Below are 25,141 nucleotides of genomic sequence, written 5' to 3' on the forward strand. Positions count from 1 at the left end.
TGACCCGCTGACCGTGCCCGCGGCGGGAAGGTCGACGCCGCGGGCGCGGTTACCGTGGCGTGGTGACTGATGGCCCCCTGATCGTCCAGTCCGACAAGACCCTGCTGCTCGAGGTCGACCACCCGCTGGCCAAGGAGTGCCGCTCGGCGATCGCGCCGTTCGCGGAACTCGAGCGCTCGCCCGAGCACGTGCACACCTACCGGGTGACGCCGCTGGCGCTGTGGAACGCCCGGGCGGCCGGCCACGACGCCGAGCAGGTGGTCGACGCGCTGGTCCGCTTCTCCCGCTACCCCGTGCCGCACGCCCTGCTGGTCGACGTGGCCGACACGATGGACCGCTACGGCCGGCTCACCCTGGCCAACAACCCGGTGCACGGCCTGGTGCTCACCACCACCGACCGTGCCGTGCTGGAGGAGGTCGTCCGCAGCAAGCGGGTCGCCCCGATGCTCGGCGCCCGGATCGACGCCGACTCGATCGTGGTGCACCCCTCCGAGCGCGGCCGGCTCAAGCAGGCGCTGCTCAAGGTCGGCTGGCCGGCCGAGGACCTCGCCGGCTACGTCGACGGCCAGGCCCACCCGATCGAGCTCGACCAGAGCGGCTGGCAGCTGCGGGACTACCAGCAGCAGGCCGTCGACGGGTTCTGGGCCGGCGGGTCCGGCGTCGTCGTCCTGCCGTGCGGGGCGGGCAAGACCCTGGTCGGCGCCGCGGCGATGGCCGAGGCGAAGGCGACCACGCTGATCCTGGTCACCAACACCGTCTCCGGCCGGCAGTGGAAGCGGGAGCTGATCGCCCGCACCTCGCTGACCGAGGAGGAGATCGGCGAGTACTCCGGCGAGCGCAAGGAGATCCGCCCGGTCACCATCGCCACCTACCAGGTGATCACCACCCGCCGGAAGGGCGAGTACCGGCACCTGGACCTCTTCGACGCCCAGGACTGGGGCCTGATCGTGTACGACGAGGTGCACCTGCTGCCGGCGCCGATCTTCCGGCTGACCGCCGACCTGCAGTCCCGCCGCCGGCTCGGGCTGACCGCGACGCTGGTCCGCGAGGACGGCCGGGAGGACGACGTCTTCTCCCTGATCGGGCCCAAGCGCTACGACGCCCCGTGGCGCGACATCGAGGCCCAGGGCCACATCGCGCCCGCCGAGTGCATCGAGGTCAGGGTCTCCATGGACGACGAGGAGCGGATGACCTACGCCGTCGCCGAGCCGGAGGACCGCTACAAGATCGCGGCGACGTCGGCGTCCAAGATGCCGGTGATCAAGCGGATCCTGGAGCGGCACCCCGACGAGCACTCCCTGGTGATCGGCGCCTACCTCGACCAGCTCGACGCGCTCGGGGTGGCCCTGGACGCCCCGGTCATCCAGGGCTCGACGCCGAACAAGGAGCGCGAGCGGCTGTTCCAGGCGTTCCGCACCGGCGAGATCCGCACGCTGGTGGTGTCCAAGGTGGCCAACTTCTCCATCGACCTGCCCGAGGCCGCGGTCGCGGTGCAGGTGTCGGGCACCTTCGGCTCCCGGCAGGAGGAGGCCCAGCGGCTCGGCCGGGTGCTGCGCCCCAAGGCCGACGGCCGGCAGGCGCACTTCTACTCCGTGGTCGCCCGGGACACCCTGGACAGCGAGTACTCCGCGCACCGGCAGCGGTTCCTCGCCGAGCAGGGCTACGCCTACACGATCATCGACGCCGCCGACCTGGCCGGCCCGGGTGAGGTCAACGGCCCCGACTGGGTGGACGAGCCCGCCGACTGACAGCCCCGCCGGGGGATCCCACGCCGGCTCCGGGCCACCGGATCCCGGTACCGAGCCGAGGGCCCACGCCACGGCGACCCCGGCATGACGAGACCGAGGTGAGCTGAGCGTCCAGGACCGGCCGAGTCGGCAATCATGCCGCACCTCCCGATAGCAGGTCAGGTGCTACTTTGCTGCCGTGGAGCGCATAGGGGTACGGGAGCTGCGGCAGAACGCGAGCGTGTACCTGGCGCGGGTCAAGAGCGGCGAGACGATCGAGGTCACCGAACGGGGTGTGCTCGTGGCCCTGCTGACCCCGCCGTCCCCGGCGGCTTCCGCGCGGGAGCGGCTCATCGCCGAGGGGCGACTGATCCCGGCCACCGGACCCCGGGTGCTCCCGCCGCGGGTCGCGCCCCCCCCGGGCCACCCGACCGCCAGCGAGGCGCTGGCCGCCGAACGCGCCGACGACCGGTGATCGCGTTCGACACGTCTGCGCTCGTGAAGTTGATCGTGGACGAGGCGGAGAGCGATGCGCTGGCACGGTGGCTCGCGGCGAGACCCGACATCGGCTGGACAGCCAGCGAGCTCTGCGTCGTGGAGGTCACGCGAGCCGTCGTTCGAGCCGACCCCTCGACTCGTGAGTCGGCACGGGCCCTGCTCGATGGCATCGACCTCGTCCCGATGAGCCGCTCTCTGCTGGACCGGGCGGCTGCCCTCCGGCCGCCGGAGCTGCGGAGCCTCGACGCCGTCCACCTGGCAGCGGCCCTGGGTCTCGGCCCCGACGTCGAGGTCTTCGTCAGCTACGACCACCGGCAGGTGGACGCCGCGCACGCGGCCGGGCTGGCCACCGTCTCCCCCACCTGAGCCACCGACGCCGGGAGAGCCACCGCGGCTCAGCGCAGGGCGACGGACATGGGCAGCGCAGCTGTCGCGGCGAACAGCAGGGCCACGACGCAACCCCAGGTCCATCAGCACCTCGTCATGGCGCCGCTCCGGCGTGTGTGCAGGACCCGGCTCTGGTGCTGGACGACACCCGGGTCGTGACCCGGTCGGCAGAGGCGCGGATTCCCGCCGTCCTGACACGCGCGGCCCGCGCCCCCTGCCGCTCCTGCGGTGTTCCCGGCCCTCCTGCGGTGCTGCAGCACCGCAGGAGGAGGAGCGGAACCGCAGGAGCCACCGCCTTCGGTGCCGGAACACCGCTGAGGCGCCCTCAGCGCAGCGCGACCGACATGAGCAGCTCGTCGCGGCGGTCGTCCGGGCCGATCTGCAGCGCCCCCGGCCAGCGGCCGACGACGGTGTAGCCGAAGCGGGCGTAGAAGTCCTCCAGGCCGGTCCGGCCGCGCACCTCGATCCGCAGCAGGTCCAGGCCGAGGTCGTCACGGGCCGCGCGGTGCAGCTCGGTCACCAGCGCCCGGGCCACGCCGGTGCCGCGGGCGGCCGGGGTGGTCATCACCCGGGTGACGTGACCCCAGTGCGCGAGCACCGGGCTGGCGTTGCCGGTGAGCACCAGCCAGCCGACCAGCTCGCCGTCCCGCTCGGCGACCAGCATCCGCCGCAGGTCCCCCAGGCCGTCGGCGATCGCGTCCAGCACCGGGCGCACCACGTCGGCCGACACGGGCAGCTGCCGGGCGAAGCCGACGGCTCCGCCCCCGTTGGCCACGTCCCGCCAGCAGGCCGTCAGCGCCGCGCGCAGCGCCGGGTCGGCCGCGGCCGGGGAGGTGAGCCAGCGGAGGGTCGGCACGGTGTGGGTCACGCCCGCAGCCTGGCAGAGCCGCCCCGGCGACCCGTTGCCCACTACAACGCTGTCGTTTGGTGAGCCCCCGGGAGGGCACCACGGCTGCCATGGACGCCGAGATCTCGCTGCGGGTCGACGGGCAGGCCCACCGGCTGACCGTGGACACCCGGACCACGCTGCTGGACGCGATGCGCGAGCGGCTGGGTGTCACCAGCCCGAAGAAGGGCTGCGACCACGGCCAGTGCGGGGCCTGCACCGTGCTGCTGGACGGCGAGCGGCAGTTGCCCTGCCTCGCCCTGGCGGTCGCCCACGACGGCGCGGAGATCACCACCGCCGACGGCCTGGCCCCGCCCGGTGAGCTGCACCCGGTCCAGCAGGCGTTCCTGGACCAGGACGCCTTCCAGTGCGGTTACTGCACCCCGGGCCAGGTGTGCTCGGCGGTGGCCGTGCTCGACGAGGTGGCCCGTGGCTGGCCCAGCCACGCCAGCACCGACCTGACCGCCGACCCGGAGCTGGACCACGACGAGGTCTCCGAGCGGATGAGCGGCAACCTCTGCCGCTGCGCCGCCTACGTCAACATCGTCCCGGCCGTGCAGCAGGCCGGAGGTCGGTCGTGAAGCCCTTCGACTACGCCCGGCCCGGCGACGTCGCGGAGGCCGTGCGGGTGGCGACGCTGCCCGGCGCGGTCTTCCTCGGCGGCGGCACCAACCTGGTCGACCACCTCAAGCTCGGCGTCGCCCGCCCGGACCTGGTGGTGGACGTGCGCACGCTGACCTCGCGCGAGGTCACCGACACCGAGGACGGCGGCCTGCGGGCCGGCGCCGCGGTGACCAACAGCGAGCTGGCCGCCGACCGGCGCGTCCGCGAGCGGTACCCGGTGCTGGCCCAGGCCCTGCTGGCCGGGGCCACCGGGCAGCTGCGGAACACCGCGACCACCGGCGGCAACCCGCTGCAGCGCACCCGGTGCGTCTACTTCCAGGACGTCACCACCCCGTGCAACAAGCGCGAGCCCGGCACCGGCTGCTCGGCGATCGGCGGCACCACCCGCAACCATGCCGTCCTCGGGGCGTCGCAGGCGTGCATCGCCACCCACCCGTCGGACATGGCCGTGGCGCTGGCGGCCCTCGACGCCTGCGTGCAGGTGCTCGGGCCCACCGGCGAGCGCACCGTGCCGTTCACCGAGCTGCACCGGCTGCCCGGCGACGACCCGTCCCGGGACACCGTCCTGGAGCAGGGCGAGCTGATCACCGCGATGGGCCTGCCCCCGCTGCCCGCAGCGCGCACCTCGGCCTACCGCAAGGTGCGCGACCGGGCCTCGTACGCCTTCGCGCTGGTCTCGGTGGCCGCCGTCCTCGACGTCCGGGACGGCGTCGTGCAGGACGTGCGGATCGCCCTCGGCGGCGTCGCGCACAAGCCCTGGCGGGCCACCCGCGCCGAGCAGGCCCTGCGTGGCGGCCCGGCGACTCCCGACGCGTTCGCCGCCGCCGCGGCCGAGGAGCTGGCCGACGCCCGGCCGCAGCCGGGGATCGACGGCGGCAACGGTTTCAAGGTCCCGCTGGTCACCCGCACCCTGGTCGCCACCCTGCGCGACCTCACCGCCGCCCAGGAGGGCTGAGATGACCGAGCTGCTGGAGCCCCGCGCGATGGGCCAGGGCCTGGTGCGCCGGGACGGCGTGGCCAAGGTGCGCGGCACCGCCACGTACGCGTTCGAGACCCCGGCCGAGCGCCCCGCGCACTGCGCGCTCGTGCAGGCGACCGTCGCCCGCGGCCGGGTCACCGCGATCGACACCGCCGCCGCCGAGGCGCTCGACGGCGTGCTGGCGGTGGTCACCGTGTTCACCGCCGAGCGGCTGGCCTCGGTCGAGGACGCCGAGCTCGCCGCCTTGCAGACCGCCGAGGTCGCCTTCCGCGGCCAGGTGGTCGGACTGGTGCTGGCCGAGACGTCGGAGACCGCCCGGGAGGCAGCCGACCTCGTCGAGGTCACCTACGACGAGCAGCCGCACGACAGCGAGCTGCGGGCCGACCGGGACGACCTGTACACCCCGGAGAAGGTGAACCCCGGCTTCGAGACCGACACCGCCGAGGGCGACGTCGCGGCGGCGATGGCCACCGCGCACGCGACCGTCGACCACACCTACTCCACCGCGACCTACCACAACAACCCGCTGGAGCCGCACGCGACGACGGCGCTGTGGGACCCGGCGGGCGACGGCTTCCTCACCCTGTGGGACTCCACGCAGGGCGTGCACCCCTCCCGCGCCACCGTGTGCCAGGTGCTCGGGCTGCCGCAGGACCACGTACAGGTGGTCGCCCCGCACGTCGGCGGCGGGTTCGGCTCCAAGGGCACCCCGCACGTCAACGTCGTCCTGGCCGCGATGGCCGCCCGGGTGCTGCCCGGCCGGGCGGTGAAGCTGGCACTGACCCGGCAGCAGATGTTCTCCCTGGCCGGCTACCGCACGCCGACGATCCAGCACGTCCAGGTGGCCGCCGACGCCGAGGGACGGCTGTCGGCGATCGCGATCGACGTGGTCGAGCAGACGTCGAAGGTCAAGGAGTTCGCGGAGCAGACCGGGGTGCCGACCCGGATGATGTACGCCTCGCCGAACCGGCGCACCACCCACCGGCTGGCCGCCCTCGACCTGCCGGTGAACAGCTGGATGCGGGCGCCCGGCGAGTGCCCCGGCATGTTCGGCCCCGAGGTGGCCCTCGACGAGCTGGCCCACGACCTCGGCATCGACCCGGTCGAGCTGCGCATCCGCAACGAGCCCGAGGTCGACCCGGAGACCGGCAAGCCGTGGTCCAGCCGGCACCTGGTGGAGTGCCTGCGCGAGGGCGCCGAGCGCTTCGGCTGGACCGGCCGGGACCCCCGCCCGGGCGTGCGCCGGGAGGGCGGCTGGCTGGTGGGCACCGGTGTCGCGTCCTCGGTGTACCCGACGATGCGGATGGCCGACTCGACCGCGCTGATCCGTTTCGAGGCCGGCCGGTACGCCGTCGAGATCGGGGCCGCCGACATCGGCACCGGCACCTGGACGACGCTGCCGCAGATCGCCGCCGACGCCCTGGACGTGCCGGTGGACGACGTCGAGGTGCGGATCGGGGACACCCGCTACCCGATCGCCTCGGTGGCCGGCGGCTCGTCCGGGCTGAACACCTGGGGCTCGGCGGTCGTGGAGGCCGCGCGGGCCTTCCGCGGCGAGTACGGCACCGACCCGGCCGACGGCGACGAGATGGAGACCGGCGTCGACCAGGCCGCGCAGGACGAGGACCACGCCGCCTACGCCTTCGGCGCCCAGTTCGTCGAGGCGCGGGTGGACGCCGACACCGGCGAGATCCGGGTGCCGCGACACCTCGGCGTGTTCGCGGCCGGCCGGATCGTCAACCCGCGGACCGCGCGCTCCCAGTTCGTCGGCGCCATGACGATGGGCCTGTCGATGGCCCTGCACGAGAACAGCCTGCTGGACCCGCGCTCCGGCCACGTGGTGAACCACGACCTCGCCGAGTACCACATCTCGGTCAACGCCGACGTCGGCGACCTGCAGGCGCACTGGCTGGACGAGCACGACCCCTGGGTCAACGCGATGGGCACCAAGGGCATCGGCGAGATCGGCATCACCGGCGCCGCGGCCGCCGTCGCCAACGCCGTCTGGCACGCCACCGGCGTGCGGGTACGCGACCTGCCGATCACCCTGGACGCGCTGCTGCCTTCCCTGCCCTGACCGGCCCCGCGGCCGAGGGCGCGGTACGGGTCGCCGACACGGTCGGACGCGCCGGGGACGGCGACCACGACGGCGCACTCGGCCGCCACGCGGCCTGACCGTCGCCGGACTCCGGCGGGTCGGGCGGGTGAGATCCGCCACCGAGCCGGGGCGGCACCCACCCGCCACCTGCTGGGAGACTGCGGGAGCCCCCGGCGACCACACGCCGACGCGGCTCGCCGGCAGGTCCGCGGGCTGGGCGTGTCGGACCGATCCGACACAGGATGGGCAGGCGATGGGAGACACGGCACTGGCGCGCGCGCAGACTCAGGCGAACACGGCTCAGCCCTCGGCCCCGCGGCTGCGCGCCTGGCAGTCGGCGGCGCTGGCCCGGTACGACGAGCTGGCGCCCAAGGACTACCTGGTCACCGCCACCCCGGGCGCCGGGAAGACCACCTTCGCCCTCACCCTGGCCCAGCGGCTGCTGGCCCGCCGCGAGGTGGCCCGGGTGATCGTCGTCTGCCCGACCGACCACCTGCGCCTGCAGTGGGCCGACGCCGCCGACCGGGCCGGGATCGTGCTCGACCCGGGCCTGACCAACGCCGTCGGCCCGGTGCGCGCCGGCACCCAGGGCTACGTGACCACCTACGCGCAGGTGGCCGGCAAGCCGATGCTGCACGCCGCCCGGGCCACCTCGGTGCGGGCACTGGTGATCCTGGACGAGGTGCACCACGCCGGGGACGGCCTGTCCTGGGGCGAGGCGATCGGCGACGCGTTCGGCATGGCCGCCCGCCGGCTGTGCCTGACCGGCACCCCGTTCCGCACCAAGGCCGACGAGCGGATCCCCTTCGTGCGCTACGAGGAGGACACCTTCGAGGGGGACTTCCCGGGGGAGGGACAGAGCGCGGGCGGGGTCGGCCTCGCCAGCCGCGCGGACTTCACCTACGGCTACAAGGAGGCCCTGGCCGACGCCGTCGTCCGGCCGGTGGTGTTCGCCGCGTACACCGGCACCGCCCGCTGGCGGAACTCGGCCGGTGAGGTCGTCGCGGCGTCGCTGTCCGAGGCCGGGACGAAGTCGGTGGAGATGCAGGCCTGGCGCACCGCGCTGGACCCCAAGGGCCAGTGGGTGCCGCACGTGATCGCGGCGATGGACGACCGGATCACCCACCTGCGCGAGACCGGCGTGCCGGACGCCGCGGGCCTGGTGCTGGCCAGCGACCAGGACGACGCCCGCGAGTACGCCAAGATCGTCCGCCGGGTGACCGGCAAGGCGCCCGAGCTGATCCTGTCCGACGACCCCAAGGCGTCGAAGAAGATCGAGCGGTTCGCCACCAGCGACGCCCGGATCGCGGTCTGCGTGCGGATGGTGTCCGAGGGCGTGGACATCCCGCGCGCTGCCGTGCTGGCCTGGATGACCTCCTACCGCACGCCGCTGTTCTTCGCCCAGGCCGTCGGCCGCGTGGTGCGCGCCCGCAACCCGCACGAGTCGGCGACGGTGTTCCTGCCCGCCGTCCGGCCGCTGCTGACCCTGGCCGCGGCCCTGGAGCAGCAGCGCAACCACGTGATGCCGCCGCCGAAGGCCGCCACCGACGAGGAGCTCGAGGCGCTGGACCTGCCGCCGCGGGAGGAGCGCGAGGGGGCGCTGCCGCAGTGGGAGGCGCTGGAGGCCGACGCCCGGTTCGCCCACGTGCTGCACGGCGGCACCGCGCACACCGGTGAGGGCAGCGGCGCCGTCGTGGCGCTCGGTGAGGAGGACGAGGAGTTCCTCGGCATCCCGGGGCTGCTCACCCCGTCGCAGACCGCCGAGCTGCTGGCCAGGCGGGACGACGAGCTGCGGCTGCGGATCGCCGCCCAGCACCGCGCCGGCCACGACGACGAGAGCACTCTGTTCGACGAGCTGCCCGACGTCGACGAGGGCTCCGGGTGGCGGGACGCCGCCGAGCTGCGCCGGGAGATCAACCGCCTGGTCAGCAAGGTGTCGGCCCGCACCTCGACGCCGCACGCGGTGGTGCACACCCAGCTGCGCCAGTCGGTGCCCGGCCCGCCGTCGGCGTCGGCGTCGGTGGACGTGCTGCGCGCCCGGAAGGAGCGGCTGCGCACCATGCTGTGAGCCGGTCGACTCCCCGACCAGCGCAGGAGCACTGTGCCGGTGCACGGTGAGACGCTAGGGTCTCGCACCGTGACCTGCACCACCTTCCGGGTCCTGGGGTCCGTCGAGGTGCTCTACGACGGCGTCCCGCTGCCCACGCCGCCCCCGCGGCACCGTGCCGTGCTGGCCGCGCTGCTGGTCGACGCCGGCCGCACCGTGCCCCTCGACGTGCTCGTGGACCGGGCCTGGCACGAGCGGCCGCCCGGCGCGGAGTCGGCGACCGTGCACGCCACGGTGTCCAAGCTGCGCCGAGCCCTGGAGCCGGACGTCCGGGACGGCGCCTGGCAGGTGCTGCGCACGCAGGCGCCGGGCTACCGGCTGGCCGTGGACCCCGACGACGTCGACGCCTCCCGGTTCACCCACCTGCTGCGCCGGGCCCGCGAGCTGGACGCCGCCGACCGGGTGCAGGAGGCCCGGGACACAGTCGGTGCGGCACTGGCCCTGTGGCGCGGCCCGGCCTACGCCGACGTGAGCGCGCCGTTCGCCGTCGCCGAGGCCGAGCGGCTGGCCGAGCTGCGGCTGTCCGCCCTGGAGCTCGCCGCCGGCCTGGACCTGCGGCTGGGCTGCCACCACGACGTGGTCGACCACCTGCGCGCGCTGGTGCGCGAGGCGCCGCTACGGGAGGGCCTGCGCGGGTCGCTGATGACGGCGCTGTTCCGCTGCGGCCGGCAGGCCGAGGCGCTGCAGGTCTACGAGGAGGGCCGGGTGCTGCTGGCCGACGAGCTCGGCGTCGACCCCGGCCCGGAGCTGCAGCGGCTGCACGGCCGGGTGCTCCGGCAGGACCCCGGACTCGCAGCGCCCGACCCGGCCGGAAGCGGCGCGGTGGAGCAGCCGCCCGCGGCGCCGCCGGCCCTGCCTGTCCCGCTCACCGGCTTCGTCGGCCGCGCCGACGAGCTGACCGCGCTGGGTGCCGCCGTCGCCGCCCAGCGGCTGGTGACCCTCGTCGGCCCGGGGGGCAGCGGCAAGACCCGGCTGGCGCTGGAGGCGGCCCGGCACCGGCTGCCGGACGGGCTGCCCCCGGTGCTCGTGGAGCTGGCCGGGGTGGGCGACCCCGGGCTGGTCGCCGCCGAGGTGGCCGGCGCGCTGGGGGTCGGCGTCAGCGGCGGTGACCCGGTCGGCGCGCTGGGCGCCGCGCTGGAGCAGCGGCGCCTGCTGCTGCTGCTGGACAACTGCGAGCACGTGCTCGAGGCGGCCGCCGACCTCTGCCTCGCCCTGCTCACCCGCTGCCCGGGGCTGCGGGTGCTGGCCACCTCCCGCCGCCCGCTGGGAGTGCCCGGGGAGGCGGTGGTGCCGTGCGGGCCGATGTCCACCGACACCGCTGACGGCGACGCGGTGCGGCTGTTCCTGGACCGCGCCCGACTGGCCGGCGCCCCGGTGGCCGAGCCCTCCCCCACCGAGCTGGCCCTGGTGCGCCAGGTGTGCGGCGAGCTCGACGGGCTGCCGCTGGCCGTCGAGCTCGCCGCCGCCTGCCTCGCCACCCTGCCGCTGGGCGAGGTGGCCGCCCGGGTACGCGACCGGTTCGCGCTGCTGTCCGCCGGCTCGCGGCACGCCCCGGCCCACCAGCGCACGCTGGCCGCGACGGTGCAGTGGAGCGTCGACCTGCTCGCCCCGGCCGAGCTGACCGTGTTCGCCGCGTGCTCGGTGTTCGCCGGCGGCTTCGCGCCCGACGCGGTCGAGGCGGTCGCCGGCCCCGACGTGCCCGGCGGCACGATCGGGCCGCTGCGCGCCCTGGTCGCGGCGTCGCTGGTCGAGCTGGACCACGGCCGCGCGCGCTACCGCATGCTGGAGACGCTGCGCCAGTACGCCGACGGCGACCTGGACGCCGGCACCCGCCGGCGGCTGCGGGACCGGCACGCCGAGTTCCTCGCCGACCTCACCGAGGCGATCGAGCCCACCCTGCGCACCCGGGACGCCGCACCCGGCTGGGCCCGCCTGGACGCCGACCAGCACAACGTCCGCGCCGCCCTGGAGCACTGCCTGGACACCGGCCGGACGACGACCGCCCTGCGGATCGCCGGGTCGGTGGGCTGGTGGTGGTACCGGCGCGGGCACGTGCAGGAGGGACGGCGCTGGCTGGCCGCGGCCCTGGACGCCGACACCGGCGCACCGGCCGCGGTGCGGGTGCGCGCCCTCATCGGCGACGCCCTGCTGGCCTACCTGGCCGGCGACGTGCCCGCGATCGGCGCGCGCACCGGCGAGGTCGTCGCGATCGCCCCGGAGGACGACGGCCACCTCGCCCTCGCCCTGGTGCTGCGCGGCTTCGTCCGGGCGCTGCTCGGTGAGCCGGACGCCGCCGACCAGATCGCGCTGGACACCGCCCGGGGCATCGCCGTCGCCGAGCGCAGCGGCCTGGGCTGGGTACGGGCCGAGCTGGCCATGACGCTGGGCCAGTTCGCCCGCGCCGCCGGGGACCGGGACGGCGCGCTGGAGCACCTGGCGCGCGCCGAGCAGATCGCCGAGGACCTGGGGCACAGCTGGGCGTGGTCGTCGGTGCAGTGGGTGCGGGCCAAGGTGCTGGTGGACATGGGCCACGGCGACCTCGCCCTGGCGGCGCTGTCGAAGATGGTCGAGCGGACGGTGCGCGAGGGCGACACCACGGGCACGCTGGCCGGGCTGCTCGCCGCGGTCGGCGCGGCCGCCGCGACCGGCCGGGCCCGGGACGCCGTCGTGCTGCTCGGCGCGGTGCAGAGCCTGTCCCGGCGGGTCGGCTACGACCCGCTGCGGATGGACCCGGTCGACGGGCAGCGGTACGTGGAGGCCGCCCGCGGGGCCCTCGCCCCGGGCGAGCACGCCCCGGCGACCGCGGAGGGGGCCGCGCTGGACCTGGCCGGTGCCTGCGCCCACGTGCACGAGCTCGCCGCCCGGCCGGTCACCAGGACCAGCGCGATGCCGGCGCCCCGCGACCCGGCGGACCCGGTCCGGCCGCGCTCCTCGGCGCCGGTCCGGCCGTGACGCGCACCGCCCGGGTGGCCCTGACGGCGGCGGTGGCCGGGCTGGCGCTGGTGGTGGGCGGCTGGCTGCTCAGCGGCCCGGAGCCGGTGTTCGGGGAGAACATCCTGGCCGGGTTGCTGGTGGTCGCGGGGGTCGTCGTCCTGGTGCTGGCGCTGGTGCTGCTGCTCACCGGCGCGGTGCTGCGGTCGCGGCGGCGGGGGCGGCCGCCGCGCTGAGCCGGGCAGGTCAGCGGACGGTGTACTCGGCGTCGTCGGAGACCTCGTCGTCCTCGTCGTCGTCCCCGTCCTGCGGCTCGGCGACGCGCTGGTCGACGGCGGCGTCGAAGGCCCCGTTGCCGTCGGTGTCGGCGTGGAGGGTGGCCTCCAGGTCGGTCTCCCGGTCCAGCCGCGGGGCCAGCGGCACGACGACGTCGGTGGTGGTGCCGCCGGGCACCGGCGTCGCGCCGAGCACCGCGCCGGCGTCCTCGCGGGCGTCGTCATCGTCGTCGTCGATCGTGACGACGACGAACCCGCCGTCGGGCGAGGACACCCGCTCGACGACGGCGCTGTCGCCGGCGCCGGACTGGTCCTCGAACTCGACGTCGGCGGCCGCCTGGATGCCCCCGCCGGCCGCCGGGTCGGAGCCGCCGACGGCAGACGGGGCCGGTGCGGCCGACGTCGCGGCGGAGGACGAGGGGGTGGACGCCGTCGCGGTGCCGTCGTCGGAGCCGCAGGCGGAGAGCAGCAGGACCCCACCGAGGGCGGTGGCGGACAGGAGCAGGCGTGAGCGGGTCATGCACCCATCGTGGTCGGTGTCGGCGTGCCCACGATGAGCCGATCATGAGGCGGTTCTCATGCGGACTCGGCCGCCCGTGACGCCGCGGGGAGGGGTACACCGGTCGGTGCGGGGAAGAAGTCCTGCTGGAGCACCCGCCCCGCCGCCCACGGCGGGACCCACCCGAGAGGAGCGCCGTGCCCGACACCGGGACGACGACCAACGACCTGCCCGCGACGATCTTCGTGCTGTACGGCGCCACCGGCGACCTCGCCCGCCGGATGGTCCTGCCCGCCTTCTTCCAGCTCGCCCAGCAGGGGCTGCTGCCCGAGGAGTGGTACCTGGTCGGCAACGGCCGCGGCGACGTGTCGCACGAGGACTTCACCGCCCGGGTGCACGACGCGCTGACCGAGTTCGGGCCGCACCCGGACGAGGGGCCCTGGGCCGACTTCTCGAAGCGGCTGCGCTTCGCCGGCGGCGGCTTCGCCTCCGACGACCCGGGAAGCCTGCTCGACGTGCTGTCGGAGCTGGAGAACGACGAGCTGGAGGGCGAGGCGCAGTACGTGCACTACCTCGCCGTCCCGCCCGGTGCCTTCGCCGGTCTGGTCTCGGGTCTGGCCGAGCACGGGCTGGCCGAGGGGTCCCGGGTGGTCTTCGAGAAGCCCTACGGCACCTCACCGGAGTCCTTCCGGGAGCTGGACGAGCTGGTGCTGTCGGTGCTGGGCGAGGACCAGGTCTTCCGGATCGACCACTTCCTGGGCAAGGAGGGCACCCAGGACCTGCACGTGCTGCGCTTCGCCAACGGCCTGTTCGAGCACGTCTGGGACGCCGAGCACGTCAGCCAGGTGCAGATCGACGTCCCGGAGACCCTGGACGTCTCCCAGCGCGCCGACTTCTACGACGCCACCGGCGCGACGCTGGACATGCTGGTCACCCACCTGTTCCAGGTCGCCGCGGAGGTGGCGATGGAGCCGCCGGCCAGCCTGGACCCGGCCGACCTGCAGACCGCCCGGGAGGCGGTGCTCGCCGCGTTCCGGCCGCTGGCACCCGAGGACGTCGTGCTCGGCCAGTTCCAGGGCTACACCGACATCGACGGCGTGGACGACGACTCCCGCACCGACACCTTCGTCGCCGCCCGGCTGTGGGTGGACAGCGACCGGTGGCGCGGCGTGCCGTTCCTGCTGCGCACCGGCAAGAAGATGGCGGTCAGCGAGCAGCGGGTGAGCCTGGTGCTGCGCAAGCCCGACGGGCCGGTCGCCGCCGTGCCCGGGCACGGCAACGTGGTGTCGCTGTCGCTGTCCGGGGCCGGCTCGCTGTCGCTGCAGCTGATCGCGAAGCTGCCCGGGCCCGACCTGTCGCTGGCGCCGGCCACCACCACGCTGGACCTCAAGGACATCGCCGGGGGCAACCCGCTGCCGCCGTACGTGTCGCTGATCCACGACGTGATCACCGGTGACCGCTCGCTGTTCACCACCAGCGAGGGCCTGGCGCACACCTGGCGGGTGGCCCAGCCGCTGCTGGACTCACCGCCCGCGGTGCAGCCCTACCCGGGCGGCTCGTGGGGCCCGGTCGCGGCCGACGAGCTGCCCGGCCCGTGCAGCTGGGTGGTCGGCCGCAACCGCGACTGACCCGCGACGCGCAGCAGCCCCCGTCCGCTGGACGGGGGCTGCTGCGTACGTGGGACCCGAGCCGGACGCCGGTCGCCTCGCGGCGTTGTGCACATCTGCGGCTCCAGACCCCCGGAGGGCGGTGTTCCGCAGCGGCCATTCCAAGTGGAGCCCGGGGACACGGATCGCCCGGCTCGAGCACGTCCCAGGGTACCCCCGCTCCCCCGCCGCTGTCCCCCGCGCGCGGGCACCGGACCGCGACGCTGCTCCGGGAGCGGCGGGCGGGACGGGTGGGGCGGCGGCCACCGCGGGGCCCGCGCGTGGCCCCCGCCGATCCCGATCTGCGTGCCATGCTCCCGGCGTGCCCGAGCTGACCAGCGAAGAATCCGCTGTCCTCACCGCCCTCGACGACGCCTGGGCCGTCGACCGGCTGCGCGACCTCGTCACGGTGCCCTCGGTGGGCGGCACCGCAGCCGAGTCCGACGTGCAGCTGCTGATGAGCGGCTGGCTGCGTGAGCTCGACGCCGACGTCGACCACTGGTCGATCGACCTGGCCGCCGCCGCCACCGCCGACGACGCACCCGGGCAGGAGGTGCTGCGCGAAGAGGCCTGGGGCCTGGTCGGCACGCTGCCCGGCAGCGGCGACGAGCAGGACACCGCCCCGGCGCTGGTGTTCTGCGGGCACGTCGACGTCGTCCCCGCCGGTGAGCTCGCGCTGTGGCCCGGCGACCCGTACACGCCCCGGGTGTCCGGTGGCGCGCTGCACGGCCGGGGTGCCTGCGACATGAAGGGCGGCCTGGCCGCGGCGCTGGCCGCGATGCACGCCGTCCACCGGTCGGGGGTGCGGCTGCGCCGTCCGCTGGCGCTGCACAGCGTGGTCGGCGAGGAGGACGGCGGGCTGGGCGCCTGGGCCACGCTGGCCCGCGGTCACCTGGGCGACGCGTGCGTGATCCCCGAGCCCACCGCCGGCGCCGTCGTCACCGCCAACGCCGGGGCGCTGACCTTCCGGCTGGAGGTCACCGGCCGGGCCGCGCACGGGGCCACCCGGGAGGCCGGGGTCAGCGCCGTCGAGCTGTTCCTGCACCTGTACCAGTCGCTGGTGCAGTTCGAGTCCAGCCGCCAGGGCGACACCGACGAGCGCTTCCGCGGCATCCACCACCCGTACGGGCTGTCGATCGGCCGGGTGCAGTCCGGCGAGTGGGCCAGCACCGTGCCCGACCGGCTCGTGGCCGACGGCCGGTACGGGGTGCGGCTCGGCGAGCCGGTGGAGAGCGCCCGCGCGGCGTTCGAGACCTGCGTCGCCCGGGTCAGCGCCGCGCACCCGTGGCTGGCCGAGCACCCGGTCCGGGTCGACTGGATCGGCGGCAGCTTCGCCAGCGGCGAGCTGCCGCAGCTGTCCCCGCTGCTGCCGGCCGTGCAGGGCGCGGTCACCCAGGTCGGCGGCGGCGCGGCCCCCGAGCGCGCCGCCCCCTACGGCAGCGACCTGCGGCTCTACACCGCCGCCGGCGTCCCCACGCTGCAGTTCGGCCCGGGCGACGTGACCCTGGCGCACGCCCCGCGCGAGTCGGTGCCGGTCGACGACGTGCTCACCACCGCGCGCGCCCTGGCCCTGCTCGCCGTGCGCTCCTGCGGGGTGCGCTGAGCCACCGGCCGCCGGTGCATGATGGCCGGGTGAGCGGCGTGGACTTCCCGGCCTGGGCGGCACTGGCCGGGGACTCGGAGACCTCGCGCACCGAGTGGGCCAGCGTCGTCGGCGCCTGGACCGAACCGCACCGGCGCTACCACGACCTGGTGCACCTGGCGGCCGTGCTCGGGCTGGTCGACGCCCTCGCCGCCCACGCCACCGACCCGGACGCCGTCCGGCTGGCCGCCTGGTACCACGACGTCTCCTACGACCCGCGCTCCCGCGACAACGAGCAGATCAGCGCCGACCGGGCGGCCATCGGCCTGGTCGGGCTGGTCGAGGAGGCCCGGGTCGCGGAGGTGCGGCGGCTGGTCCTGCTCACCGCCGGGCACGACCCCGAGCCGGACGACGCCAACGGCGCGGTGCTCTGCGACGCCGACCTGGCCGTGCTCGCCAGCCCGCCGGCGGCCTACGCCGGCTACGCCTCGGCGGTGCGCGAGGAGTACGCGCACCTGGACGACGACACGTTCACCGCCGGCCGCGCGGCGGTGCTGGAGCAGCTGCTGGCGCTGCCCCGGCTGTACCGGGTGCCCGAGGTCGCCGAGGAGTGGACGCTTCTCGCACGCGCCAACATGGCCGCCGAGCTCAGCCTGCTGCGGGCCCGCGGGGCTTCTTGACCCGCAGCCCCGCACCGGTCAGCCGGCGCAGCAGCTCCCGGCACCCCACCGGCTCGGCGCCGGCGGCGACCGCGCGGTCGTAGAGCTCCTGGGGCACGTCGTAGTGGTCGCCCTGGAAGGCCCGGCGCGGGATGCCCAGGGCGGCGCCGGCGAAGGCGTGCAGCTCCTCGTGCGAGACGTCGCTGGCCAGGTGCGACCAGACCCGTCCGCGCCAGGGCCACACCGGGGTGTCGATCAGCACGGCCACGCCCACCAGTCTGCCCGTCCCCTCGGCTCCCCTGTGTGCACCGGGCCACACCGCAGGCGTTAGCGTCGGGCGGGTGAGCACAGACATCCGCTGGGGCATCGCCGGGCCGGGCCGCATCGCCGAGAACGTCGTCCAGGACTTCGCGCACGTGCCGGGCGCGCAGGTCGTCGCCGTCGGCTCCCGGTCGCTGGACCGGGCGCGGGCCTTCGCCGACCGGCACGGCGTCGAGCGCGCGCACGGCAGCTACGCCGAGCTGATCGCCGACCCGGACGTCGACGTGCTGTACCTGGCCACCCCGCACCCGCAGCACCACGCCCTGGCGCTGGCCGCGCTGCGCGCCGGCAAGGGCCTGCTGGTGGAGAAGGCGTTCACCGCGACCGCCGCCGGCACCCGCGAGGTGGTCGCGCTGGCCGGGCAGACCGGTGCCTTCGTGATGGAGGCGATGTGGACCCGGTTCCAGCCCGCGGTGGTGCGGCTGCGGGAGCTGGTCGCCGACGGCGCGATCGGCGAGCTGCGCTCGGTGCAGGCCGACCTGGGCGTGGCCCGCGAGTTCGACCCGGAGGACCGGCTGTTCGCCCCGGAGCTCGGCGGCGGTGCCCTGCTCGACCTGGGCGTCTACGTGGTCAGCTTCGCGCAGATGCTGCTGGGCACGCCGGACACGGTCACCACCGCGGGCTCCCGCTTCCCCACCGGTGTGGACGCCGAGGCCGCGCTGCTGCTGGGCTGGTCCGACGGCCGGGCCGCCACGCTGCTCACCTCGCTGCGCAACTCCCTGCCCGGCCAGGCGCGGGTGTTCGGCACCGAGGGCTGGATCGACGTGCTGCCCCGCTTCCACCACCCGCAGACCATCGTGCTGCACCGGGCCGGCGCCGAGCCCGAGGAGATCACCCTGCCGCAGACCGGCACCGGGTACACCCACGAGCTGATCGAGGTGACCGAGGGCGTGCGGGACGGGCGGCCGGAGAGCTCGATCATGCCGCTGGCGGACACGGTGGCGGTCATGGAGGTGCTGGAGCAGGCGGCCGGCCAGCTCGGGGTCAGCTTCACCGAGGCCACCGGCGTCCTCTGACCGTCCCCGGGCGGAGTGCGACGGGCGAGTTCCTCTGCGCCACCCGAGTCGGCGTGGGTCAGGCCGCCGGTGCCTCCGGCTCGACGGCACCCGGGTCGGGGTGCGGCCGGCCCGGCGCACGCACGCAGCGAAGGTGATGGCGTCGGCGACGGCGGCGCAGCCGGGGTCGTTGTTGAAGTAGACGAGCACGTCCTGCTCGTCGGTCCAGGTCTCGGCCAGCCGGTCGGCCCACGCCTGCAGCGTGTCGAGGCGATACCCCCAGCCGTCGCGCCCGGTGTGCAGTCGCAGGTACCCCCAGTCGGTCGTGCGCCACAGCGGCGTGACCGGCTCCTCGGCGCGGTCGGCCCAGCAGAGCGCCGCGCCGTATCGCTCCAGCAGGTCACGGACGTCATCGGTCCACCAGCTGGCGTGCCGCGGTTCGACGGCGACGCGGCTGCCGGGCGGGAACTGGGCCAGGCAGAGGCTGAGCAGCTCGGGGTCGGCGCGCAGCGTGGGCGGCAGCTGCAGCAGGACGGCGTCGAGCCGGTCGCCCAGCCCGGCCGCGCGGTCGACCAGCCGCGCCACCGGCTCGCGCAGCCGCTTGACGTGGGTGAGGGACCGGCTGGCCTTGACCGCCCACCGGTGGTCCTGCGGGGTGCGGGCACGCCAGGCCTCGAACGTGGAGCGCTCGGGCAGCCGGTAGAGGGCGGCGTTGCTGTCCACCGTGGCGAAGTGCTGCGCGTGGTGCTCCAGCCACAGCCGCTGCGGCAGCCGCTGCGGGTGGAACCGGCCGCGCCGGTCGCGGTACTGCCATCCCGACGTCCCGACGAGCACCGTCATGCCCGGGGGCGTTCCCCGGTGGACGCCGTCCGTGCCGGCTGCTGAGATCGGTCCCGTGCCCGCTCGCTTCAAGGACCTCTGCCTGGACGCCATCGACCACCAGTCGCTCGCCGACTGGTGGTGCGCCGCGATGGGCCATGTGCGCCGGGACACCCTCACCCCGGACGAGGAGGGCTGGGTGCGTCCGGTGGAGTGGCCGGTACCGATCGCCGACCCCGAAGGGCACGGTCCGGTCATCTGGGTGGTCCCGGTGGCCGACCCGACACCGGGCAAGAACCGCATGCACCACGACGTCGTCGGTGACACCGCCTCGCTGGTCGCGGCCGGCGCCACCCTGCTGCGCGCCCGCGACGCCGGGGCGGACGACGACCCCGCGGACGGCGGCATCACCTGGGACGTCCTCGCCGACCCGGAGGGCAACGAGTTCTGCGTCTTCGCCCCCGACCCCGCGTGACCGCGAGCCTGGCCGAGCTCGTCACCACCCGGCTGGCTGCCCTGTGCCTGGGACGGCGGGGGCGGCCTCGCGGGTTGACGTTCGACGACCACCTGGTGCGCGGTGGGCTGGTCGTCGACCTCGCGCTGGGCGGCGCGCTGCGGCAGACCGACGACGCCGTCGAGATGGACCACGACCGCGCGGCGGCCCTCGGGCTGGCCGCGGTCGCGGCCGAGGCCGACGAGGGCGACGGCTCGTTGCTCGACTGGCTGGACGCCGGACGCCTCGGCTTCGCCGACTGGTCGTCCCACCTGGTCGCAGCAGGGGTGTGGCGGCAGCACAGCTGGTCGCTGCGCTGGGCCGCGCGCGGTTTCGAGGACCTCCAGCACCGACGCGTCGCGTCCGACCGGGCGCTCGGCTCGGCACCCCCGGGCCCGCACCCGCCGGCGACGTCGGGGGTGCTGGCGCTCGGCCGGGTCGCCGGCCTGCTCGGGCACCTGGGCGAGGCTCCGGCCCCCGCACTCGACGGCCTGGGCGACGCCCGCTGGGCCGGCGAACTGGTGGCCGAGCGGCTTGTCGAGCTGCGCGTCACCATGCGCGCCATCGGCCACGCCGTCGACTGACACGCCTCCCACGGCCCCTTCCGCGGGAACGGCCGCCCCTGACGGCCACTTCCGCGGGAACAACCACATTCCGACCAGCCACTTCCGCGGGAACGGCCGCGCTGGACGGCCACTTCCGCGGAAAGGGCCGTCTGGCACGGCCACTTCCGCGGGAAGGGCCGGTTGCGGTGACCGTGCCGACGCCGACAGGGTGCGGGACGCCGACAGGGGCGGCCCCGCGGATGCGGGACCGCCCCTGTCGGGCAGTGCAGGTGGCGCTGGAACGGCTACGTCGCAGGGACCCGCGGCGCGCGGAGCGCGTCGTGGGGGGCGACGTGGTCCTTCGTCAGAAGTCCATGCCGCCCATGCCGCCGTCGCCGCCGCCGCCCATGGGGGCCGGGTTCTTCTCCGGCTTGTCGGCGATGACGGCCTCGGTGGTGAGGAAGAGCGCCGCGATGGAGGCGGCGTTCTGCAGGGCCGAGCGGGTGACCTTGGCCGGGTCGATGATGCCGGCCGCGATCAGGTCCACGTACTCGCCGGTGGCGGCGTTGAGGCCCCAGCCGGTCTCCGAGTTGCGGACCTTCTCCGCCACGACGCCACCCTCGAGGCCGGCGTTGATGGCGATCTGCTTCAGCGGGGCCTCCAGCGCGACGCGCACGATGTTGGCACCGGTCGCCTCGTCACCCTCGAGGTCGAGCTTGTCGAACGCGACCTTGGTGGCCTGCGCGAGAGCGACGCCACCACCGGCGACGATGCCCTCCTCGACGGCGGCCTTGGCGTTGCGCACGGCGTCCTCGATGCGGTGCTTGCGCTCCTTGAGCTCCACCTCGGTGGCAGCGCCGGCCTTGATGACGGCGACGCCACCGGCGAGCTTCGCCAGGCGCTCCTGCAGCTTCTCGCGGTCGTAGTCGGAGTCCGACTTCTCGATCTCGGCGCGGATCTGGTTCACGCGACCCTGGATCTGGTCGGCGTCACCCGCGCCCTCGATGATGGTCGTCTCGTCCTTGGTGGTGACGAACTTGCGGGCGCGGCCCAGCAGGGAGATGTCGGCGTTCTCGAGCTTGAGGCCGACCTCCTCGCTGATGACCTGGCCACCGGTGAGGATGGCGATGTCGCCCAGCATGGCCTTGCGGCGGTCACCGAAGCCCGGCGCCTTGACGGCGACGGACTTGAAGGTGCCACGGATCTTGTTGACGACCAGGGTCGCGAGGGCCTCGCCCTCGACGTCCTCGGCGATGATCGCCAGCGGCTTGCCGGACTGCATGACCTTCTCCAGCAGCGGGAGGAGGTCCTTGACCGTGGAGATCTTCGAGTTGACGACCAGGATGTACGGGTCGTCGAGCACGGTCTCCATGCGGTCGGTGTCAGTCACGAAGTAGGCCGACAGGTGACCCTTGTCGAAGCGCATGCCCTCGGTGAGCTCGAGCTCGAGGCCGAAGGTGTTGCTCTCCTCGACGGTGATGACGCCTTCCTTGCCGACCTTGTCCATCGCCTCGGCGATGAGCTCGCCGATCGCGGGGTCAGCAGCGGAGATGGAGGCGGTGGCAGCGATCTGCTCCTTGGTCTCCACGTCCTTGGCGGTCGAGAGCAGGTACTCCGAGACGGAGGCGACGGCCTTCTCGATGCCCTTCTTCAGGCTCATCGGGTTGGCGCCGGCGGCGACGTTGCGCAGGCCCTCGCGCACGAGTGCCTGGGCGAGCACGGTGGCGGTGGTGGTGCCGTCACCCGCGACGTCGTCGGTCTTCTTGGCGACCTCCTTGACGAGCTCGGCACCGATCTTCTCGTACGGGTCCTCGAGCTCGATCTCCTTGGCGATGCTGACACCGTCGTTGGTGATCGTGGGGGCGCCCCACTTCTTCTCCAGCACGACGTTGCGGCCCTTGGGGCCGAGCGTCACCTTGACGGCGTCGGCGAGGGTGTTCATGCCCCGCTCGAGCCCGCGGCGCGCCTCTTCGTCGAACGCGATCATCTTGGCCATGTGGTGGTGTCCTCCATGTGGATCACTGAGGTCGGACGGCGCCCGCGACGGACGACACCCACGTCGTGGACGCTCTGTGGTCCACGCGCCGGTGCCTCACCGTTCCGACCTGGCTGGCACTCAGGGTTGCCGAGTGCCAGCCCTGAGTCTGGCACTCGACCCTGGCGAGTGCAAGCAGGGGTCACCTGCGGGGGGACAGCGACCACGCGACCCCGGCACCCGCCACGGCGAGCGCCAGCAGCACCGGGGAGAAGCCGATGCCCAGGTACAGCCACGCCTCGATGAAGCCCCACGGCTGCAGGGACCCGACGAGGGCGGCGGTCCAGGTCAGCGGCACCAGCACCCAGGCACCGGCCGCGGACCAGAGGTACCCGCGTCGCGCCGGCTCCCGCACGCCGACCCACCGGACGGCGAGCACGAGCACGGCGAGGGCAGCGGCACCCCAGGCGACCGACCACGCCGGGTGGACGACGCCGTCCCCGCGCAGCCTGGTCAGCAGCAGTGCCGCCGACACGACCGCGAGCGCGCCGGTGGCCAGCGCGTGACCGGTCAGCACGGCCGGTAGCCAGGACCGCCGCCCGGGCACCGGCGTCCCCGGGCCCGGTCGCGGCCCGGTCACCGAGGGCTCAGCCGATCAGACCCGCGGCGCGCAGCGACTTGAGCGACGGCTCGACCCGGTGGGTGGGGCCGACGACCGGCATCAGCGGGTCGAGGGTCTTGAGCCCCTCCCCCGTGTTGAGCACGACGGTCTCCGCGGCCGGGTCGAGCAGGCCGCGCTCCACCAGCTGGCGCAGCACCGCGACGGTCACGCCGCCGGCGGTCTCGGCGAAGACGCCCGTCGTCCGGGCGAGGTCGCGGATGCCGGTGACGATCTCGGCGTCGCCGACCCGGCCGACCGAGCCGCCGGTGCGCCGGATGGCGTCGAGGGCGTAGGGCCCGTCGGCGGGGTTGCCGATGTTCAGCGACTTCGCGATCCCGGTCGGCTTGACCGGCTTGACGACGTCCCAGCCGTTGTCGAAGGCGGTGGCGATCGGGTCGCAACCGGCGGACTGCGCGCCGAAGACCTTCCAGCCGGTGTCCTCGACGATGCCGGCGGCGACCAGCTCCCGCCAGGCCTTGTCGACCTTGGTGAGCAGCGAGCCCGAGGCCATCGGGATGACCACCTGGGCCGGGATCCGCCAGCCGAGCTGCTCGGCGATCTCGTAGCCCATCGTCTTGGAGCCCTCGGCGTAGTACGGCCGCACGTTCTGGTTGACGAAGGCGGCGTCCTCGAACTCGTCGGTCTCGGCGAGCTCGCTGGTCAGCCGGTTGACGTCGTCGTAGGAGCCGTCGACGGCGATCAGTGCCTGGCCGTAGACCGCCGACTGCACGATCTTGCCGGGCTCCAGGTCGCTGGGCACGAACACGAAGGAGGGCAGGCCGTTGCGGGCGGCGTGCGCGGCCACCGAGTTGGCCAGGTTGCCGGTCGAGGCGCAGGCGATCTTCTGGTAGCCGAAGCCCTTGGCGGCGGTGGCGGCCAGGCTCACCACGCGGTCCTTGAAGGAGTGGGTGGGGTTGGCCGAGTCGTCCTTGACCCACAGGTCGGCGGTGAAGCCCAGCTCGGCGCCGAGCCGGTCGGCCTTGACCAGCGGCGTCATGCCGGGGTCCAGGGTGACCCGGTCGGCCGGGTCCTGGCCCACCGGCAGCAGCGCGCTGTAGCGCCAGATGTTGTGCGGGCCGGCCTCGATCTGCTCACGGGTGACCGCGCGCATCAGCTCGGGGTCGTAGTCGACCTCCAGCGGCCCGAAGCACTCGGCGCACGCGTGCGAGGCGATCAGCCCGAAGGTGGCACCGCAGTTGCGGCACACCAGGCCCCGAGCGGGGTTGGGGGGTACCGGCTGGGTGCTGCTGGCGGGGCGAGCGGTGGTCAGGGTCATCCGACGACTACCTCCTCATCTTCCCCGCGCCGGGCCGTCGAGCCGCGCGGGACGGAATTGGCACCTGCTGGCGCACGTGGACGCGCGTCAGCGGTTGCCGGGGCTTCATCGGGCCGTGTCCCTCTGCCCCTCTGGATGAGTGGAACGCCAGGGACTGTACCGGCAGAGCGGCCTCCCGGGGCGGCGGCACCCCTGGTCACCCGGGCGGGGCGGCGCCGTCCAAGATGGCCCGGTGAGCACCCGGATCGTCTACACCGACCTCGACGGCACGATGGTCGGACCGCGCGGGTCCTTCTGGCACACCGCCGACCGCACGCCCACCGGCGCGCCCGCGGCGGCCCTGCTGGAGCTGCACCGGGCGGGCGTCGTCCTGGTGCTGGTGTCCGGGCGCACGCACGCGCAGCTGGTGGAGGCCGCGCGCATCTTCGCCGCCGACGGGTCGATCGCCGAGCTCGGCTCGCTGGTCAGCTGGGACGGCGGCAGGGAGACCCACCTGCTCACCGGGGACCTGCCCGCCGAGCACGCCGGCCGCACCCCGATGTCGGTGATGGCCTCCCTCGGCGTTGTCGAGGAGCTGCTCGCCGCGCACCCCGGCCGGCTGGAGTGGCACGCGCCCTGGCACGCCACGCACTCGGCCGACGCCCTGCTGCGCGGCGTGGTCGACCCGGTCGCGGTGGACGCGTGGCTGGCCGAGCGGGGCGCCGGGTGGCTGACCCTGAAGGACAACGGCAGCATCCCGGCGACGTCCCGGATGGGCCTGGAGCCGGCCGCCCTGCCGCCGCGGGTCTACCACCTGATGCCGCGCGGCATCTCCAAGGGCGCGGCCATCACCTGGGACCTCGCCCGCCGGGGAATCCCGCCCGCGGACGCGGTCGCGGTGGGCGACAGCGTCAGCGACCTGGAGATGGCCCCGGCGGTCGGCCGGCTGTACGTGACCGCGAACGGCGCCGGGGTCGAGGGCATGGCGGACCTGATCGCCGGCATCGGCAACGCCACGGCCACCGACGGCGCCATGGGCGAGGGCTGGGCCGAGGCCGTCCTCGCCTCCCTGTGACGCCGGGGGCCGAGCGTTGATCAGCTCACCCGGCGTCAGGGGGTCGTTGCATCACCCCAGCTGAGGGGTGGGATGGGTGGCAGTGACACGGGCGAATCAGCGGG

Annotated in this window: 22 protein-coding genes, 1 pseudogene and 1 riboswitch; of the genes and pseudogenes, 16 read left to right on the plus strand and 7 right to left on the minus strand. The window is 74.8% G+C overall.

Annotated features, from left to right (window positions below; all coding sequences use genetic code 11):
• Window positions 1-62: 62 nt before the first annotated feature.
• The 3 genes from G1H19_RS21015 to G1H19_RS21025 all read left to right on the plus strand — a co-directional run bounded on the left by G1H19_RS21015 (window position 63) and on the right by G1H19_RS21025 (window position 2,591).
• Window positions 63-1,748 carry a DNA repair helicase XPB gene (locus G1H19_RS21015; protein ID WP_162393565.1) on the plus strand — a complete coding sequence of 562 codons (1,686 nt, stop codon included), beginning with the start codon at window positions 63-65 and terminating at the stop codon, window positions 1,746-1,748.
• 178 nt (window positions 1,749-1,926) lie between these two features.
• Window positions 1,927-2,202: a type II toxin-antitoxin system Phd/YefM family antitoxin gene (locus G1H19_RS21020; protein ID WP_162393564.1), complete on the plus strand. Its 276-nt coding sequence runs from the start codon at window positions 1,927-1,929 to the stop codon at window positions 2,200-2,202.
• On the plus strand, window positions 2,199-2,591 hold the full coding sequence (locus G1H19_RS21025) for a type II toxin-antitoxin system VapC family toxin (RefSeq protein WP_162393563.1): 393 nt from the start codon (window positions 2,199-2,201) through the stop codon (window positions 2,589-2,591). Before G1H19_RS21020 ends, G1H19_RS21025 begins: the two co-directional genes overlap by 4 nt.
• Window positions 2,592-2,937: 346 nt before the next feature.
• Here the strand turns inward: G1H19_RS21025 and G1H19_RS24770 are convergent, their stop codons facing one another.
• Window positions 2,938-3,480, minus strand: coding sequence for a GNAT family N-acetyltransferase (locus G1H19_RS24770; protein ID WP_152730802.1), 543 nt, complete (start codon window positions 3,478-3,480; stop codon window positions 2,938-2,940).
• A 59-nt stretch (window positions 3,481-3,539) separates the two neighbouring features.
• On the opposite strand from G1H19_RS24770, the gene G1H19_RS21035 reads away from it, so the two are divergent.
• The 6 genes from G1H19_RS21035 to G1H19_RS21060 all read left to right on the plus strand — a co-directional run bounded on the left by G1H19_RS21035 (window position 3,540) and on the right by G1H19_RS21060 (window position 12,473).
• Window positions 3,540-4,079, plus strand: a complete 540-nt coding sequence (locus tag G1H19_RS21035) for a 2Fe-2S iron-sulfur cluster-binding protein (RefSeq protein ID WP_235928391.1) — start codon at window positions 3,540-3,542, stop codon at window positions 4,077-4,079.
• Complete coding sequence (locus G1H19_RS21040; protein ID WP_162393562.1) at window positions 4,076-5,077, plus strand: FAD binding domain-containing protein; 1,002 nt, start codon at window positions 4,076-4,078, stop codon at window positions 5,075-5,077. Before G1H19_RS21035 ends, G1H19_RS21040 begins: the two co-directional genes overlap by 4 nt.
• A 1-nt stretch (window position 5,078) precedes the next feature.
• Window positions 5,079-7,178, plus strand: a complete 2,100-nt coding sequence (locus tag G1H19_RS21045) for a xanthine dehydrogenase family protein molybdopterin-binding subunit (protein WP_152730801.1) — start codon at window positions 5,079-5,081, stop codon at window positions 7,176-7,178.
• A gap of 274 nt (window positions 7,179-7,452) precedes the next feature.
• Window positions 7,453-9,267, plus strand: a complete 1,815-nt coding sequence (locus G1H19_RS21050) for a DEAD/DEAH box helicase (protein ID WP_152730800.1) — start codon at window positions 7,453-7,455, stop codon at window positions 9,265-9,267.
• Between the two features lie 69 nt (window positions 9,268-9,336).
• Window positions 9,337-12,258 carry a BTAD domain-containing putative transcriptional regulator gene (locus tag G1H19_RS21055; protein WP_152730799.1) on the plus strand — a complete coding sequence of 974 codons (2,922 nt, stop codon included), beginning with the start codon at window positions 9,337-9,339 and terminating at the stop codon, window positions 12,256-12,258.
• Entirely contained in the window at window positions 12,255-12,473 is a 219-nt protein-coding gene (locus tag G1H19_RS21060; protein ID WP_152730798.1) for a hypothetical protein, read from the plus strand. The genes G1H19_RS21055 and G1H19_RS21060 overlap by 4 nt, the downstream gene beginning before the upstream one ends.
• 10 nt (window positions 12,474-12,483) lie before the next feature.
• Here G1H19_RS21060 and G1H19_RS21065 read toward each other — a convergent pair whose 3' ends face one another.
• Window positions 12,484-13,032 carry a DUF7282 domain-containing protein gene (locus G1H19_RS21065; RefSeq protein WP_162393561.1) on the minus strand — a complete coding sequence of 183 codons (549 nt, stop codon included), beginning with the start codon at window positions 13,030-13,032 and terminating at the stop codon, window positions 12,484-12,486.
• A 176-nt stretch (window positions 13,033-13,208) separates the two neighbouring features.
• On the opposite strand from G1H19_RS21065, the gene G1H19_RS21070 reads away from it, so the two are divergent.
• From G1H19_RS21070 to G1H19_RS21080, 3 genes are all read left to right on the plus strand, one after another.
• Window positions 13,209-14,639 (plus strand): glucose-6-phosphate dehydrogenase, encoded by a 1,431-nt coding sequence (locus tag G1H19_RS21070; RefSeq protein WP_235928389.1) that lies wholly within the window; start codon window positions 13,209-13,211, stop codon window positions 14,637-14,639.
• A 340-nt stretch (window positions 14,640-14,979) separates the two neighbouring features.
• Window positions 14,980-16,260 carry an ArgE/DapE family deacylase gene (locus tag G1H19_RS21075; protein ID WP_162393560.1) on the plus strand — a complete coding sequence of 427 codons (1,281 nt, stop codon included), beginning with the start codon at window positions 14,980-14,982 and terminating at the stop codon, window positions 16,258-16,260.
• 29 nt (window positions 16,261-16,289) lie between these two features.
• The gene (locus G1H19_RS21080) at window positions 16,290-16,919 is read left to right on the plus strand and encodes an HD domain-containing protein (RefSeq protein WP_162393559.1); all 630 of its coding nucleotides are present in this window, start codon (window positions 16,290-16,292) and stop codon (window positions 16,917-16,919) included.
• On the opposite strand, the gene G1H19_RS21085 is transcribed toward G1H19_RS21080, so the two are convergent.
• Window positions 16,888-17,166 (minus strand): DUF4031 domain-containing protein, encoded by a 279-nt coding sequence (locus tag G1H19_RS21085; protein WP_162393558.1) that lies wholly within the window; start codon window positions 17,164-17,166, stop codon window positions 16,888-16,890. The genes G1H19_RS21080 and G1H19_RS21085 overlap by 32 nt on opposite strands.
• A gap of 73 nt (window positions 17,167-17,239) precedes the next feature.
• On the opposite strand from G1H19_RS21085, the gene G1H19_RS21090 reads away from it, so the two are divergent.
• Window positions 17,240-18,235, plus strand: a complete 996-nt coding sequence (locus G1H19_RS21090; protein WP_162393557.1) for a Gfo/Idh/MocA family protein — start codon at window positions 17,240-17,242, stop codon at window positions 18,233-18,235.
• 186 nt (window positions 18,236-18,421) lie between these two features.
• Here G1H19_RS21090 and G1H19_RS21095 read toward each other — a convergent pair.
• A pseudogene (locus G1H19_RS21095) lies at window positions 18,422-19,147 on the minus strand (DUF72 domain-containing protein); the annotation flags it as partial.
• On the opposite strand from G1H19_RS21095, the gene G1H19_RS21100 reads away from it, so the two are divergent.
• The gene (locus G1H19_RS21100; protein WP_162393556.1) at window positions 19,110-19,508 is read left to right on the plus strand and encodes a VOC family protein; all 399 of its coding nucleotides are present in this window, start codon (window positions 19,110-19,112) and stop codon (window positions 19,506-19,508) included. The pseudogene G1H19_RS21095 and the gene G1H19_RS21100 sit on opposite strands and share 38 nt — an antisense overlap.
• Window positions 19,505-20,110: a hypothetical protein gene (locus tag G1H19_RS21105; RefSeq protein ID WP_152730793.1), complete on the plus strand. Its 606-nt coding sequence runs from the start codon at window positions 19,505-19,507 to the stop codon at window positions 20,108-20,110. Before G1H19_RS21100 ends, G1H19_RS21105 begins: the two co-directional genes overlap by 4 nt.
• Before the next feature lie 325 nt (window positions 20,111-20,435).
• Here G1H19_RS21105 and groL read toward each other — a convergent pair whose 3' ends face one another.
• The 3 genes from groL to thrC form a co-directional block, all read right to left on the minus strand.
• Window positions 20,436-22,067: a chaperonin GroEL gene (gene groL, locus G1H19_RS21110; protein WP_152730792.1), complete on the minus strand. Its 1,632-nt coding sequence runs from the start codon at window positions 22,065-22,067 to the stop codon at window positions 20,436-20,438.
• A gap of 181 nt (window positions 22,068-22,248) precedes the next feature.
• Window positions 22,249-22,623 carry a hypothetical protein gene (locus G1H19_RS21115; RefSeq protein WP_152730791.1) on the minus strand — a complete coding sequence of 125 codons (375 nt, stop codon included), beginning with the start codon at window positions 22,621-22,623 and terminating at the stop codon, window positions 22,249-22,251.
• 70 nt (window positions 22,624-22,693) lie between these two features.
• Entirely contained in the window at window positions 22,694-23,983 is a 1,290-nt protein-coding gene (thrC, locus tag G1H19_RS21120; RefSeq protein WP_152730790.1) for a threonine synthase, read from the minus strand.
• A gap of 12 nt (window positions 23,984-23,995) precedes the next feature.
• Window positions 23,996-24,125, minus strand: a riboswitch (SAM riboswitch).
• Between the two features lie 90 nt (window positions 24,126-24,215).
• Between thrC and G1H19_RS21125 the strand changes: the two genes are divergently transcribed.
• Complete coding sequence (locus G1H19_RS21125; RefSeq protein ID WP_162393555.1) at window positions 24,216-25,037, plus strand: HAD family hydrolase; 822 nt, start codon at window positions 24,216-24,218, stop codon at window positions 25,035-25,037.
• The last annotated feature ends 104 nt before the right edge of the window (window positions 25,038-25,141 follow it).

This window comes from Goekera deserti (assembly GCF_010685995.1).
In the GTDB taxonomy this organism is placed as follows: Bacteria; Actinomycetota; Actinomycetes; order Mycobacteriales; family Geodermatophilaceae; genus Goekera; species Goekera deserti.